Below are 14,503 nucleotides of genomic sequence, written 5' to 3' on the forward strand. Positions count from 1 at the left end.
TACTAAAGTTCCCTAAGTAAATAGCTATATTCACCCGTTTGGAGTAAGTTTTGATAAGTTTATAACCGTTTCTAACAAACTATTTTCTTTTAGTAATCTCCTGCGATAAAAGTTGATAGATTTGCTGTAAATCTGGTTTATTGCTAATAAATTGCAAATGTTTTTGCATTGTTGTGCTGTCTTGCCGGATGGCTGGTCCTGTCTGAACTGTTATCGGAATATGATTTTGAGCTTTTTCTGCCGTCTCCCGGATGATTGGCTTGATCAGATCAAAGGATAAGTTATTTTCGTTGAGGAGCTCATACGCCATCTGATAGAGGATGTTCGAAAAATTATTGACCATGACCGAAGCAAGATGAATAGCTAAACGCTGGTGTGAAGTACAATATAAGCTGTGCGGGCTTAAGTTGCGTGCGAGCTGGAGTATCATTGCGCTATTGTCATCCGTATTACCTTCAACACAAAGCGGAACGGTGGAAAAATCGACTGCTTTATCTTTAGATAAAGACTGTGGTGGATAGATGACACCGGCGTTCTCAAATCTATTGAGTACGGCCAGATCTGTTGCGCCTGAACAGTGGATAACAATTCCTTTTAAATTTTCAGGTAGCGCTTCTACTACCGGTATGATAGCATTATCCGCAACCGCAATGAGGTAAAGGTTGGCATTTAAGTCAAGTTCAGACAGCTGGTCAATTGCCGCGCAATGAAGATCAAAGGCCAATGCGTCTGCATTGGCCTTTGTTTTACTATAGATCTGAACGATATGCTGTCCTATTTTTTGAAACTGTCGTGCGAAGTGTGTGGCTGCATTTCCGCTTCCTAAGATCACAATGTTCATTATTTCAATGCTTTTCGTTTTTCCTCTTTATTTCTTCTCACAATGGACATGATAAAGCCAATTGTCATGACAATTGTGCCACACCAGAAAAAGTTTATGTAAGGGAATTTAATGGCTTTAAATACGACCCATTTTTTTTCTGGAAGGGGTTTTTGATAAACCATAATTTCCAGTTTATCTTTGTCGGGCTTAATACCCGTAAATCTGAATTTAAGTCCTTGTTCATTGACATCTTTATTGAAGTCATAAACCCCGCCATCTTTAATAAGGTAGATAGGTTGTACCTCATATTGTTTGTTATCGGCGGAAAATACTTTTATTTTCAATCCAACCATGACATCATTGGGACCCTTTGGAATTTTCTCTAGGTGAGCTTCTTTATTTAGGCCTTCAATGACATAATAGCCATTACGATAGCGTAGCGTATCGCCGATATTTACCTGATATGTCGCTGGCTCCTCGTAGTCTTCGAAACCAGTTTTCTCTTCTGCCGAAACTTTCGCATGTGTAGCCTGACTTTCAGCTGCCGCAGCAGTAATCAGTGTATAAACATCATGTGTAATATAATGTTTGGTCGCTGGCGTGCCAATCAAACCACCCATTTTTGCATTGTTTTGAGCAAAAGGTTGCAGAACGAATTGCTCCTTTACTTTTCCCGTTTCTTCGTCGATTCGTTCATATTTTATTTTATAAAACGTATTTGGAGCAACGATGCTGTCGCCGATATAGGTGATTTTGTATTCGCCCATCTGTACCGGTTCACCCTCGGTCAAGAATAAATTTTCGCCGGGTTTCTCAACTTTGTCAAACCCTGATACAGCGATGTATCCTGTATTGTTAACAGAAATGACCTCGTTGGTTGCTGCAGCGATCATGGCACCGATCAGCAAAAGTCCGAAACCAATATGCGCTACGGAAGAGCCCGCAAGCTTCCATTTACCTTTGACAGCATCTCCCAATACGCGGATATTAGCCAAAATACAGAAAATACTTGCGAAGGTGATTAAAATATAGATCAGGTTGGTATAGGTCTTCGTCAAATAAACTACACCAGCGGTTAATATAAGAGACACGACCAATGATGCCACAGTAGACGCCAAAAACTTGCGGCTGTCGGTACGTTTATATTTTAAAAATTGCGTAAATCCGGTTAGGATCATAACGATAACAGCAAAGCCTGATTGCCATTTGTTATAATGTTGTATCGGATCTAAAGGCGGGGCTACTTTGGTTCCAAAGATCTTGTTAAATACCGGAATTGATGTTGAAGCGATGATCTGTGCACAAGCAACAGTTAATACCAAAGCGCCGATAAACATCCAGAATTCTCTTGAATAGATATCCTCATCCTTTTCTGTTATCGGCATTTCTTTCTTTTTAACTGTCAGAAATACCACCATGATAACTAAAAATACGACATTGAACAAAATCAGTTGTCCACTCATTCCCAAATCGGTAAAAGAGTGTACTGAAGTTTCTCCGAGAACACCACTTCGCGTGAGGTAAGAGGCATAAATCACCAGTACAAAGCTGATCATCGCTAAAAAAGTAGCGGTGAAGTAAGAATGGCCAGAATTTTTGTAAGCGACCATGACGTGTACCGCTGCAATCAACGTAAACCATGGAATAATGGATGCATTTTCTACGGGATCCCAAGCCCAGAAGCCGCCGAAGTTAAGTGCTTCGTAAGCCCAGAATGAACCCATGATAATACCAGCTCCTAAAATCATCACAGCAAATAGTGCCCAGGGAAGTGCAGCATTGATCCATTCCTTGTAACGTTTGGTCCAAAGGGCGCCCGTTGCATAAGCAAAAGGAACAATCATAGAAGCAAAGCCAAGGAACAGTGTAGGCGGGTGAATTACCATCCAGTAGTTCTGCAACAAAGGGTTTAGACCATTACCGTCTTTAAGTAGGGACAAATAGTTTGCTTCCTTTAGGATAGGGAAATCCATTGCATCGCGCAGGAGGATAAATGGAGAGCTTCCGATGCGTAAACCCAGTAACTCAATCCCTATAATCATCGAGGCTAAAAATGCCTGACACAACATCACGAAGGTCATGACGGACGTTTCCCAGCTTTTGGCTTTAAATAGTAATACTGCGCCTAATACGGTTTGCCAGAATGTCCATAGCCAAAAGCTTCCTTCCTGCCCTTCCCAGAAACTGGAAATGATATAATAAGTCGGTAAGTCTCTCGAAGAGTGTGCAAAAGCGTAATTATATTCAAAATAGTGATTGTAAATAATATAAAATAAAGTTGCGCCGACAGCTACGACTGAGACAGCATTAACCCAGAATGCGATGCGAGCAATTTTTTTCCATGAAGTTTCTTCAGGAGTTTTAGTCGCGAAAAAATAAGCGATACAAGATAAAAGTGCGGCACCAAAAGAAAGAACAATAAAGAACTGTCCGATCTGCCCGGGTAGCAGGTGCTCACCAACGTAATTAACGTCCATTGAAAATTGATTTTACGAATTAATTATTGAAAGCAGTCGCATTGATCTCGGTAACGACCGATTTATCGTTATATTTTGACGGACATTTCATTAAGATCTTACTTGCCCTAAACACATTTCCATCCATTTTACCGGTCAATACAATTTGCTCTGAACGTTCAATATCCTGAGGTTTGGCACCCTTAAAAATCACTTCACACTCTGTACCATCATTGTCGTACATGAAAAACGAGAATCTGTTGGCGTCGGTCTTAGGGTCATAATGAAGCGCTTTTTCCTTATTTAATTGACCTACCACGTACAGTTCGGTTTTCTTTTCCTTAGCTTCGGTAAATGTCGAATACGTACTTGAATCGGTGTAGATAACAAGTATCATGGCAATGGCGACAGCGATGATAGCGATTAGAATAATTGAACTTTTTTTCATTGTATTTACTTATTTATAAGTGTTTGATTCCATCGAAAACATAAATCGTTTCACTCGGTTTCGTTGTTCTTGGTGACGATGTTAACTGGGTAAAATATTTAGATTACTTCTTATAAAAATCCCGAATTTCTTACATTTGACACCTAATCGAATGCAAAATTACAAATAGATTCGCTAAGAAAGGAATAATGCAACTTTTCCATATTATTTATATCTATTCTAAATAGTTTAAATTAGTTTGAAAAATATGACGTATACCAATGCTTTTCAATAATTTGATGTATGATTTGCTTTTTTGGTTCCAATGATTTCGCGTGAATTTTACAATTGCCTGTTAATATGAGTGTTGGTTTGCGATCCTTAGGGCTCCTGTTGCCCCTTTTATCTTCGTGTTTTCTTGTGTTTGGGCAGGTGAAATTCCGTAATCAGGAACTTTCCATTCAAAACGATAATGATGTTTACCTCTTGGTGGGGCAGGATAGGTATTATACGAATGGTATCAATGTCAATTATCGCGTGGCAATACGGAATGGGAGCAACGCGGAGATCTCCAATACTGTATTGGACTTTGAACTTGGACAACGAATCTATAACGGTGTTAGCATGCTGGACTATCGTCGGCAAAATAGGACATATGACCGGCCTTTTGCAGGTTACCTTTATTTAAGCGCAGGTGCAACGCGGTTTCTAAAGGCGGATCAAGTTATAGAAGTAAAGGTGGAATTTGGGCAAATCGGCTCCAGATCGTATGGTGAAGAAGCACAGAAGTTTATTCATCATCTTTTTGGACTGTATGAGGCCACAGGTTGGGAAACGGAGTTGCGCAATGCATTTGGTGTGGATATGCAGGCTAAATATCTTAAAGGAATTTACCGGAATGATTCGCAGTCCTTCGATCTTGGCGTGATGGGAAGAGGTGTGCTGGGCATGAACAACACCAATATCGAGGCAGGAATTCCGATACGTGCAGGTAAACTCAAATCGTACCATGCTTCGACCTTTACCCGTGGACATCTGACGCAGGCCAGAAGTAACAACGAAAAGGAATGGTATTTTGTCTATCAGCCTAGTTTGACGCGGGTTTTTTATAATTCCACTATACAAGGGGGAATGGGGAAAGATGATCCGATTGGTGGATTATATCAGATTGAACCTTGGATGCTCAGTCATCGCGTCGGATTCAACTGGTCTGACCATAAGGTTAATTACGGCATTAATTATATTTTCAATTCCAAGGAGCTTAAGTCTGTATTCCATCGACATCAATACGGACAGTTATTCTTTGCCTACCGCTTTTAGTGCATTTGGCAAAGACCATTTCCACTGATATTAACCCATGGACTGACCTTGGGCTGAATAACTTGTATTTTCAGGTTTTAAACCTGATTTGCTACTACAGGATCTGCCAATTTTTGTCCGATTAGCCGAGTAGTAAGCATTGCCGCGACCGTATCGCCGGTCGCGTTGAGCATCGTCGCCAACGGATCTACCAATGTCGCAATGATCATAATTGAAGGAATGACCTCAGTCGGCATTTGATAAACCGATATGATGAGCATCTCACCGATATATCCCCCGTTTGGAATACCGCCGGCAACGATGCTGACCAACAAAGTGATCCCCACCGCCATGATCATATTGCTTGGTTCAAAGAACTCTTGTCCACTCAACAGCAGCGCAATGTAAATTTTAAAGATACAGGCGATGGCGGAACCATGTTTATGTAAGGTCGTGCCCAAAGGGATGACGACGCTGGCTACCGTATCGGGTATGCCAATTTGTTTTGCTGCCAGTAAGTTGGCCGGCATGGTCGCAAGACTGCTGCAGCTGCTGAGGGCAGTCAGCGAAGGTAAAATATTGTTTTTCCAATAGCGTTTGACACCTTTGAGCCCAGATGCAAGAAAGGCAAAAACACTAAATACTATGAAGAAGTAGAGTACCCCAAAGATATAATAGAGGCCAATGGGTTTGGCATAGAAGCCAAACAGCTGTGGGCCAAGGGTACCGACTTGATAGGCAAAGTAAGCGCCGAGACCTATCGGAGCCAGTTTCATGACCATGACCAGTAAATTGCCCATGACGGCATTTCCGGAGTTGATGAATTTTCGGAATATATCAGCGGAAGCGCCAGATCTGCGTGTGGCGATGCCTACTAAAAATGAGAATATCACAAAGGCAAGCATATTCTGCCGGGATAAGAGACTGGAAAATTCACTAACAGTCAGGAATCGAACCATTTTTTCACCCCAGGAATCATGAATGGCTGTATCCATGATATTGTTTGCCTGTTCGATGGCGAGCGGAGCGTCTACGGGAAATAGGTAGAGGAAGAATATGGTCGATACTCCTGCAACGACAATACCGAGAACAAATACGAATGACATCATGCCAATAATTCTGCCCAACACACTGTCACCTTCAATATTGGCGACAGATGAAGCTATTGCGAAAAAGACCAAGGGTATAACACTGACGAAGAGCAGGTTTAGAAAGATATCCCCAATTGGCTTAAGGTTATCCACAAAATGTGGGAAAAAGATGCCAATTAAACTTCCGATACTGATGCCAAGAAGCAGCAGTAAGATGCTGCCGTAGTTCTGTATAAAAGTTTTTGCCGAGTATGCCATTAGGTTCAGTGATTGTTTCGTGTTTACGGCGCTAAAATAATCTTTTTATCCATTATTTTCATTTTACGCTTTGATAAAGATTAATTGGAGTTTATTCGAACTGGCTTTTTATCTTTGAACGAATCTTCTGATAGCATACCGTCGCGGTTGCAGGGAGAAAGGTGGAATATGGAGGCGTTTTGTGTCGAGTGTGTCCGAAGATTCATGAAGACCTTATTGATGTCTTGTTGGGGGAGGGAGATAAGGTTATTAGATTTTTAATAATGAGTATGAGAAAAATGAATTTTGTAACGACCGGAGATGGCTCGAAGACATTGTACAATGCCGAGATCGGCGAATGTTATCATTCAACGCATGGGGCCGTACAGGAAAGTAAGCATGTTTTTATCAAAACAGGTTTGGATCACTATGTGCAAAAGACAGGGGCTTCGGATGTTGCTATCCTGGAAGTAGGATTTGGTACCGGACTTAACTTTCTTCAGACAGCCGATTTCATTCGGGACAGGCCATTTCAGATAGACTATGTAGGAATTGAAGGTTTCCCTTTGCCACTTACGACCATTGCCGAGACAGGATATAACGAGACCGTGAATCCAACTGTGTGGTCAGCTTACCTGAATTGCTATGAAGTAGCATTGCAGCAGGAGGTGCAAGTTCATGAACGTTTACGACTCACTATTGCTCATACTTTATTGATGGATTTTCAAACAGAAAAACAATTTGACGTCGTGTATTTTGATGCTTTTGCTGCCATACATCAGCCCGAAATGTGGAACGATGCGGCATTAGCACATGTCGCGCAATTTGTTAAACCGGGGGGAGTCTTTGTGACTTATGCGATTACGGGTAATCTTAAACGTAGTATGAAATCTTTGGGCTTTTCTATTGAGAAGGCTCCCGGCGCACCTGGAAAAAGGGAAATGTTACGGGCGACAAAACTTTAAGAAGCTTACTGTCCTATATGTCTATGGGAGAAAGAGAATATAAATTAGTATGCGCGCACTAAGACGGTTGGAATGAGCGATGGTATGTCGGTGACAGGTGATAGCAATAACTAGTTGGGTAGAAATAAAAATCAAAATGAGAATAGCACAGATCTTAGCTAAACAGAGTGAAACTAAGCTTACACAAGCTAAAAAACTCATCGTTCGTGAATTGGAAGAAGTTGAGGTAAAAGGAAATTTTGTGGCTTATGTAGATGAGGGGGAGGAATCTTATGATATTAATGTCCAGTTGGATAAAGAAGTTGTTGTCGGTCATTCTTGCGACTGTGGGCGTAGGGATAGTTATTGTATACATCAGATCGCCATACTTCTGATGCTCTCGTCAGAAAAGGAGAGCCCTTCAGCTACGAAAAAAAGCAGTAAGCCAGCCAAGGGAAAGAAGGTGAAGGAAAGTGAACAACTACTACTCATGTTAGAACAGGAAGTGTTAGCCTCCTGGCTGTTGGAGCTTTTCAAATCCAATAAAGATATTGAATTACAGTTTCTGATGAAATTCGGGAAAAATAAGCAGGAATATAAAGAGACAGATGTCGCTAAGATTTTAAAAGATACTGTTGTTTCAGTAGTAGGCAAGCGGAAGAAGATAGAAGCGTCAGAAGTTAAAAAAATAGTACAATTATGGGAAAAGGCACTTGAGCCTTTTTGGGAGTATTTAGCCTTGAATATAGGAAATGAAAAGATCATCCATCTGTTGTCGGCAGTCTACAATACTGTTTTAGATCTTGAATATAGCGTTTTCTATACCGGTACGCGTTTTAGAAAGTTTATTGAAACCGGAAATTTGAAAATCGCTGGAATCATTGCTCATGTTGATTCTGACATACAGTGGGTCGCATTGACCAATGCGTATTGGGATAAAATGTGGGCGGCGGAAAACGCACAGGGGGGTATGTTGGAGTTGTTTATACAGATCTATGAAAGTTCTTCCATAGAACGGAAACGTTTACTGGCCGACAAAATAAAAGATCTGATCATCTCCCTGTTAGAAGGGCGCTATCACATGTCCGTAGCGGTTGATAGCTTCTTTTTAGATGTATTGCTTGAGAATAATATGTTTGACGACAGTGCTGATTATTTTGTACCCCGCCAATGGGAAGCTAAGTATAATTTGAAATTAATAGAAGCAATAAGAGGTCATGATCCCAACAAAGCGATTGATTATTGCAACAGGGTGATCGCTGGCAATGTAAATTCAACTTATAATGATCCTTTTTTGGAGATTTTAGAGGACATATACGCGAATAGTGGAGATTTTAGCAAGCTTGCCTCTATTAAAATGGAAAAATTTTCAAGTGCTCCGAATATTGTTGATTACGTTTTTATCATGGATCATTCCAACGATGAAGAGCTCAATAAGAAATTTAGGACGAGGACATTGAGTATGCTTCGCAATAATATGGAATATGCAGGGTATGATGAGCTGTATTTCAGGATATTGGAATATGAAAAGAATTATAAAAAAATGCTTGAGGTGATAGATTATCGTGTTCGTCCTTCTGTACTGCTGAAATTTTGGAAATATCTTTATGCCCACGATAAGCTAAGATTCTTGCGTGCTATCGCAGCTAATGTACAGATTGATTATCGTACGGATCCATCCGCACTTGAACAACTGATTCTCAAGATAACCGATAATTATGAAAGCGATGTCATTAAGATATTGTTCAAGCCAGACGCGTGGTCGAGCCATCAACGAACTTTTAAGGCAATGGTCTATAGTAGATTGGAGAGTCTGAAATAATATTTATTTCTAAACTTTTTAATCAGGCTGAAATTGTTTAGCAATTAATTTTCATCGATCTCTAAAGTATATGCGGTAAATATGTGGGTTATTTATCGCAAAAAAGCGGAGAATAAACTGCTTATTCTCCGCTTTTCATAAACTTCGTGGATTTATATCATTAATTCCGTCTGATAACATTCCATATCAAATCGCTTTAGATAATGGATTATTGATTCTTTAGCAGCCTTTCTAAATACTCCACCTTAGCTTTTTCGGCTTCTAAAAGGCGTTCGTAGAGCCTTTTATTTTCTTCATATGCTTCGATGAGTTTATCAAGCGGATTAAAGTTCGGATGTATATTTATTGCATTTAGTGTAGATGTGTCGTGGCTTGTAAAAGTGTTATTTATAATATTAAACACTGCTTCTTCATCAAAATTCTCAATGGCTTCTGGCGTAACGCCTAATGCTGCCGCTACCTGAGCCAATACACTTACTTCTATCTCAGGACTACGTTCCATATTGGATACAGCTTGTTGACTTACACCTAATTCGAATGCTAAAGCTTCTTGTTTCATTCCCCTAAGTTCGCGGATACGACAGATTTTTCTTCCTATATGGTTTGTGGTGCTGGTTGTACTCATAAATCCAAAGTTAGCAAATATTAAGTGTTTAAGATACGAAATATCTTTAGATGGTACAAAACAAGAAATCCTAGTGTGATACAAACTATGCTAGGTATTTTACAAGTGGTTTTGGTTCGGTACGTAGATAGAGATGTGTTTATTTGTGCAAATCAAAATAGACTTGATATGAAGAAGAAAGGTAACGGTAGACATGTATCATAAGTATGCCGAAATCGACGAAATGTATGGTTCAAAGGTTAGAGACCTCAAATTGGATATTCCAAGTAATCTCAGAATGTTATGTGCGATACTCCATGTTAAAGTAGAAAAACTGTTAAACGACTTTATGTGGATGTTAAGCTATTCCCATCATAACTCAGCTACTGCTAAACAACGGAGGCTGCTAATAAATTTTTTCTTGCTTGCGAATATGGACTGCCTATGTATTCCAAAAAGCAGATCAATCAAATGTTTGGTTAACTAAAGGCTAAGCGGAAACACTAAAACAAATCAATATCGCTGATAAGGTAGAAAATAAAATGTAATATTATGGACAATTTATATCTCAAAAATCCGGAATGTGAATTAGAGCCCCAGTGGTTCTTCTTAGAGGGCGGAATAGTAGAGGCTTTTGAGTTTGAAAGCTTTGAGTCGTTTCGCGAAAGACTATGGAATTTATTCCAAGAACTAACATCCAGATCTCAAAAAACGGATGAAGAGCAGCGTCAATTAACGACGACTTTAGATAAACTTATTCTGCTCGTTAAGGGATGTCACTATTTTTTACACCATAAAAAGCGGTTGAACTATGAAGAAGAATGGATAGATATTAAATGGCTAAAAAACCCTTATCGCTGTTTGAAAAAATATCGGCATCAGGATGACGAAAAGCTCAATCATCATTTGGCACATTTCGATTATAACTTTACCCAGTTAAACCGAGAAGAGGTGCAAAACTTCACGGTGCCTTTCAGAATTTTTTTTTGCAAATGGATTTATCGTCTTGGCTGAATCTTTTTGATGATTACAAAGAATGTATAGCGAGAAATGAAAGTTTATATGAATGGACCGTAGATGATACTCCGCTAAAAACTTATGAGCATCTATTGAAGTTGCTAGAAGCCTGCATAGTCGCCTTTCATTGGGCAAATATGTGGATATGTGTACCGATTTTGGCATGAAACTGTACTTTGGCCCAAGAAGTGGTAAAGAAAATCTGATCCATTTCCTTTAACGGCCTATTTGCTGGGGAAAAAGTTATTCGCGATCTGGAATATCGTCCCACAGAGCGTAGTGGTGAACAGGAACACAATCGTAAAGTCATTTTTGACCTCTATTGTACCAGTGATGACAATAGTCATTTCATTATCGAAATGCAACAACTTCCCCAAGATTTTTTCCGTGATCGTATGGTTTATTACAGCTCGCGTCTTATACATACATTAGTTCCACGCGGACATAGCGGAAATACCTATGAGTTACCAGAAGTTTATTTCATTGGTATTCTTAATTTTGCATTGGATAACATTGATAATGATCGATACTATTATGATGTGGTACTTTGTGATCGTGAGAAAGGTGAACAGTTTTACGATAAGTTAGGCTTTAAACTTCTTTGTTTGCCTAATTTTCGCAAAGAGGAGGTTGAGATAAAAAGTTTTATGGACATGTGGCTTTATCTTTTCAAAGATATGTCTAAACTCAATGAAATACCGAAATTTTTGGATAAGCGTGTCTTTGGTCTTATCTTTGACATAGGAGAGGTGTCAAATCTAAATTCAGAAGATATGAAAGCATATGAATTGAGCCTTAAGGATAAAAGAGATGCGGAAAGCATTCGCCTTACAGCGGAACGTATAGGCATGGAAAAAGGCATTAAAAAAGGCATGGAAAAGGGAATAGAAAAAGGTCGGCAAGAGGAACGAGCGAAGGCTGAAGCTGAGAAGCGAATCTCAGCCTTAAAGATGTTGAAGAGCGGTTTTGATTCCAAGGTCATAGCTGATATTATAGGATTGTCAATTGAGGAGATTGAGAAATTGTAATAGCGTGTTTAATCGAATCGCCTCTTTGGTGATATCAATAATAAACAATTAAGGTATTTCTTTCTCTATAGTGCCTATGTCTATATTTTGCTTTTAAAATTCAATAATAAATGCACCGACAATTGCCGCAGGATGCAGATCTTTACTATTTAGCAGGGCATAATCTTCGCGAAATCTTTCATAGTATTCGATATTCATTCCAATAAGTACGGTCTCAGCATCTCGATCGTTCACATCAAATCGTAATTCTTCCAATTCAACAGTTCTAGGATCTGCCTGTAAGCTCAACGGAATTTGGTGTTTGTGGCTACGGACATAGATCTGTTTTTCGAAATTAAATACGACAATCATCAGATTTATCTTCATGAGATTACAGTATTTTGGACGATGAATATCGTTTTGCATGTCAAATTTTGGGAACTTTATGGCAATTTGTTTTTTATCCAACAATTTTATTTCTGGATCAAAATGCATGTAGTCATGCATATGGCATTTGTCGTTGAATTGAAAGTTTACTATCCGATCGATATTTCCGCCTCGAATCGTCTTTTCACCCAGAGGCGCTCTATTTGGGCGGGTGACTCTTTTCAACTGATTGATGAGGCGATTGTGCATATTGCTATCGTGCAATTTGAGGTGAACTTCTCCCATTACATGTCGTATGCGGGATCCTGCAGTACTCGCATGACCAAAATCTGTAGCAGCTGATTTTGTGCCCTTCGTTTGTTTTGTTTTACGTCCTGGGGCAGTCTGCACAATAGTTTTTTCATTTGATTTTCGAAAGACAAGGTTTCCAACCAAGCCTTTTAGATTTCCGTTCTCTAGTATAGCCATATTTTGAATTTGCAAATTAAAATACTGAAAGCCAAATAATTGTTTATTTTTGGGAGATTTGAAATTGGCTTTTGCCAACAATTATTAAATTCATAATAGCTAGTAAAAGCCTATTATGAAAATTGCATTGGCTATTTTTATTAGTGACACGGGTAAGGATCTTTTTCGAATTTGGTATGGGTTTAAAACTGCTGCTTCAATGGAGGTTCAATGGAGGTTCGATGCAGCATCGTATCTGCTTCGATACCACTCCACCCCCTAGTCGAGATGAATCTGTGGTGAGCGCGACATGAGTCCGTGGTGAGTCCGAGTTAGACTCGGAGATAAGGCGGTAGCAAGGCTGTTGGAAAACACTCTTATGTGCTAGCAAGTACGAATAAGGCCCGAAGAGGCCTCGAATAATTGTCGAAGGAGAATGAAATAGCGTATAGAACACGGACTCTCTGATTAAAAATAATAACGGTAAAACAGTATATAGGTTACCTATTGATATGAATTTACAATGGAGATTATATAAAAGCAAATATCTTCTTAAAAGCTGATACTACTTATTAACACAACAGATTTTGTTTATCAGTTAATTAACATGTTTATCCATATTTTATAGTCCACTTAATAATCGGATATAATTGTCAATATAGTGTTGTTTGTCCTTTGATTTATATTGTTGGATATAGCGGGGATGATCCAGAATAATCATCTCTCCAAATAATTTCTCTTCTTTGTTGATTTTTGCGAGGAAGGTTGCGTTTTTCTTTCCAAGGACAAATACTTCCTCTGTTTCGAGCCCCATAGCGATATGTTGTTTTAGGGATTCAACCATAAATGGCTTCACCATTTCAAAAAGCTGCTTATCGTCATAGTAGTTTGCATTGATCCAGTTGTTGGGATTTGTCTCACGGACAATTGCCAGTGGAAAAGGTGAATTGATATAAAACTGTTTGTAGAAAATACTTGGTCCTCCATAGGCTTCGATCATATCGTATATGAAAACAGAGGATATTTCATGGGTATGTGCTGAATGCATTTTTATTCCACATGCGCTAGCTAATCTTTTCGTGTCGGTAAAAGGAACACCCGTTACTCCTGCGCCATGTCTGCTCGGATTAATGCCTATAATGAATTTTCTTTGTAAGTTATCCTGGTAAAATTTTTGGTAAAACTGTTCCATCACCACCAATGTCTCGGGATTATCGAGGTAGGGATTAATGACATTGAACCCTGAAGGTAGGTTTCCCTTATAATGAAGTTGTTTATTAAATAAAACTACTTTTTCCGCAAATGTCAGCATATCGATTGTGTTTGGAGACAGGATAATTTTTAAAAAGTTATAAATAAAATAGGGCGCCATTTTGGCGCCCTATTTTATGCATTTATCAAGGCCACGATTAGTGACCTTGTGTACCGTCTACACCATGTGAGTGTCCATGAGACAATTCTTCTTCAGTAGCAGGACGTACAGTTAAGATTTCGATATCGAAATTTAATGTTTTACCAGCCATTGGGTGGTTTAAGTCAGCAACAACAATTTCTGGAGTAACTTCAGCTACCACAGCGCGGAATTGGTTTCCTTGGTTGTCTTGCAAAGGTAATACTTCTCCCACTGGAGGTAATCCTGTTTCTTTGAACATATCTACTGGCAACTGTGCAAATGCTCTTTCGTCTTTTTGACCGTAAGCATCATCAGGTGCCAATTCAAATGAAATTTTATCACCAATGTTTAAATCTGCGATGTTTTCTTCAAATTTAGGCAACATCATACCTACACCATATAAGAAATCTAAAGGTTGTTCTGCAGTTGTTTCTTCAACGAAAACTTTTTCACCGTTTTCTACTGTGTGAAGTCTGTACGTCAATGCTACGACGTCGTTTGCTTTTATAGCCATCTGATTTTGATTTTTGGAAGCCGAGGCTACCGTTT

Annotated in this window: 13 protein-coding genes; 5 read left to right on the top strand and 8 right to left on the bottom strand. The window is 39.3% G+C overall.

The genetic code is table 11. From position 1 onward, the window contains the following. Window positions 1-79 precede the first annotated feature (79 nt). Genes B3139_RS12905 through B3139_RS12915 form a run of 3 tightly spaced genes read right to left on the bottom strand, consistent with a single transcriptional unit; the run spans window position 80 to window position 3,727 of the window. Window positions 80-841 carry a Rossmann-like and DUF2520 domain-containing protein gene (locus B3139_RS12905; protein ID WP_293883727.1) on the bottom strand — a complete coding sequence of 254 codons (762 nt, stop codon included), beginning with the start codon at window positions 839-841 and terminating at the stop codon, window positions 80-82. Beyond that, complete coding sequence (locus B3139_RS12910) at window positions 841-3,300, bottom strand: heme lyase CcmF/NrfE family subunit (protein ID WP_293883729.1); 2,460 nt, start codon at window positions 3,298-3,300, stop codon at window positions 841-843. Before B3139_RS12910 ends, B3139_RS12905 begins: the two co-directional genes overlap by 1 nt. A gap of 19 nt (window positions 3,301-3,319) precedes the next feature. Continuing rightward, window positions 3,320-3,727, bottom strand: a complete 408-nt coding sequence (locus tag B3139_RS12915) for a cytochrome c maturation protein CcmE (protein WP_209580469.1) — start codon at window positions 3,725-3,727, stop codon at window positions 3,320-3,322. 339 nt (window positions 3,728-4,066) lie between these two features. Here B3139_RS12915 and B3139_RS12920 point away from each other — a divergent pair, with 339 nt between their 5' ends. After that, on the top strand, window positions 4,067-5,026 hold the full coding sequence (locus B3139_RS12920; RefSeq protein WP_293883731.1) for a lipid A deacylase LpxR family protein: 960 nt from the start codon (window positions 4,067-4,069) through the stop codon (window positions 5,024-5,026). Between the two features lie 77 nt (window positions 5,027-5,103). Here the strand turns inward: B3139_RS12920 and B3139_RS12925 are convergent, their stop codons facing one another. After that, window positions 5,104-6,354, bottom strand: coding sequence for a dicarboxylate/amino acid:cation symporter (locus tag B3139_RS12925; RefSeq protein ID WP_293883733.1), 1,251 nt, complete (start codon window positions 6,352-6,354; stop codon window positions 5,104-5,106). A 278-nt stretch (window positions 6,355-6,632) separates the two neighbouring features. Here B3139_RS12925 and mnmD point away from each other — a divergent pair, with 278 nt between their 5' ends. Both mnmD and B3139_RS12935 read left to right on the top strand, forming a co-directional pair. Beyond that, complete coding sequence (gene mnmD / locus B3139_RS12930; protein ID WP_293883864.1) at window positions 6,633-7,298, top strand: tRNA (5-methylaminomethyl-2-thiouridine)(34)-methyltransferase MnmD; 666 nt, start codon at window positions 6,633-6,635, stop codon at window positions 7,296-7,298. A 136-nt stretch (window positions 7,299-7,434) separates the two neighbouring features. Next, window positions 7,435-9,099 (top strand): SWIM zinc finger family protein, encoded by a 1,665-nt coding sequence (locus B3139_RS12935; protein WP_293883735.1) that lies wholly within the window; start codon window positions 7,435-7,437, stop codon window positions 9,097-9,099. Between the two features lie 208 nt (window positions 9,100-9,307). Here B3139_RS12935 and B3139_RS12940 read toward each other — a convergent pair whose 3' ends face one another. Continuing rightward, a complete protein-coding gene (locus tag B3139_RS12940; RefSeq protein ID WP_293883737.1) occupies window positions 9,308-9,724 on the bottom strand; it encodes a helix-turn-helix domain-containing protein in 417 nt (138 codons plus the stop codon). Window positions 9,725-10,255: 531 nt separating this feature from the next. On the opposite strand from B3139_RS12940, the gene B3139_RS12945 reads away from it, so the two are divergent. Both B3139_RS12945 and B3139_RS12950 read left to right on the top strand, forming a co-directional pair. After that, on the top strand, window positions 10,256-10,717 hold the full coding sequence (locus B3139_RS12945; RefSeq protein WP_293883739.1) for a hypothetical protein: 462 nt from the start codon (window positions 10,256-10,258) through the stop codon (window positions 10,715-10,717). A 212-nt stretch (window positions 10,718-10,929) separates the two neighbouring features. Then, entirely contained in the window at window positions 10,930-11,748 is an 819-nt protein-coding gene (locus B3139_RS12950; protein ID WP_293883866.1) for an Rpn family recombination-promoting nuclease/putative transposase, read from the top strand. Between the two features lie 93 nt (window positions 11,749-11,841). Here the strand turns inward: B3139_RS12950 and B3139_RS12955 are convergent, their stop codons facing one another. The 3 genes from B3139_RS12955 to B3139_RS12965 all read right to left on the bottom strand — a co-directional run bounded on the left by B3139_RS12955 (window position 11,842) and on the right by B3139_RS12965 (window position 14,468). Continuing rightward, the gene (locus B3139_RS12955; protein WP_293883741.1) at window positions 11,842-12,582 is read right to left on the bottom strand and encodes a hypothetical protein; all 741 of its coding nucleotides are present in this window, start codon (window positions 12,580-12,582) and stop codon (window positions 11,842-11,844) included. 601 nt (window positions 12,583-13,183) lie between these two features. Further along, window positions 13,184-13,873, bottom strand: a complete 690-nt coding sequence (locus tag B3139_RS12960; RefSeq protein WP_293883743.1) for an SMUG2 DNA glycosylase family protein — start codon at window positions 13,871-13,873, stop codon at window positions 13,184-13,186. A gap of 97 nt (window positions 13,874-13,970) precedes the next feature. Further along, window positions 13,971-14,468 carry an FKBP-type peptidyl-prolyl cis-trans isomerase gene (locus B3139_RS12965; protein WP_209580491.1) on the bottom strand — a complete coding sequence of 166 codons (498 nt, stop codon included), beginning with the start codon at window positions 14,466-14,468 and terminating at the stop codon, window positions 13,971-13,973. Window positions 14,469-14,503: the final 35 nt, after the last annotated feature.

The sequence above is a fragment of the Sphingobacterium sp. UBA1498 genome (genome assembly GCF_002325125.1).
Lineage (GTDB): Bacteria > Bacteroidota > Bacteroidia > Sphingobacteriales > Sphingobacteriaceae > Sphingobacterium.

What these genes read in the sequence shown, in the direction of transcription:
- B3139_RS12905 (WP_293883727.1), bottom strand. Translation starts at nt 841, where the DNA reads ATGAACATTGTGATCTTAGGAAGCGGAAATGCAGCCACACACTTCGCA.
- B3139_RS12910 (WP_293883729.1), bottom strand. Translation starts at nt 3,300, where the DNA reads ATGGACGTTAATTACGTTGGTGAGCACCTGCTACCCGGGCAGATCGGA.
- B3139_RS12915 (WP_209580469.1), bottom strand. Translation starts at nt 3,727, where the DNA reads ATGAAAAAAAGTTCAATTATTCTAATCGCTATCATCGCTGTCGCCATT.
- B3139_RS12920 (WP_293883731.1), top strand. Translation starts at nt 4,067, where the DNA reads ATGAGTGTTGGTTTGCGATCCTTAGGGCTCCTGTTGCCCCTTTTATCT.
- B3139_RS12925 (WP_293883733.1), bottom strand. Translation starts at nt 6,354, where the DNA reads ATGGCATACTCGGCAAAAACTTTTATACAGAACTACGGCAGCATCTTA.
- mnmD (WP_293883864.1), top strand. Translation starts at nt 6,633, where the DNA reads ATGAATTTTGTAACGACCGGAGATGGCTCGAAGACATTGTACAATGCC.
- B3139_RS12935 (WP_293883735.1), top strand. Translation starts at nt 7,435, where the DNA reads ATGAGAATAGCACAGATCTTAGCTAAACAGAGTGAAACTAAGCTTACA.
- B3139_RS12940 (WP_293883737.1), bottom strand. Translation starts at nt 9,724, where the DNA reads ATGAGTACAACCAGCACCACAAACCATATAGGAAGAAAAATCTGTCGT.
- B3139_RS12945 (WP_293883739.1), top strand. Translation starts at nt 10,256, where the DNA reads ATGGACAATTTATATCTCAAAAATCCGGAATGTGAATTAGAGCCCCAG.
- B3139_RS12955 (WP_293883741.1), bottom strand. Translation starts at nt 12,582, where the DNA reads ATGGCTATACTAGAGAACGGAAATCTAAAAGGCTTGGTTGGAAACCTT.
- B3139_RS12960 (WP_293883743.1), bottom strand. Translation starts at nt 13,873, where the DNA reads ATGCTGACATTTGCGGAAAAAGTAGTTTTATTTAATAAACAACTTCAT.
- B3139_RS12965 (WP_209580491.1), bottom strand. Translation starts at nt 14,468, where the DNA reads ATGGCTATAAAAGCAAACGACGTCGTAGCATTGACGTACAGACTTCAC.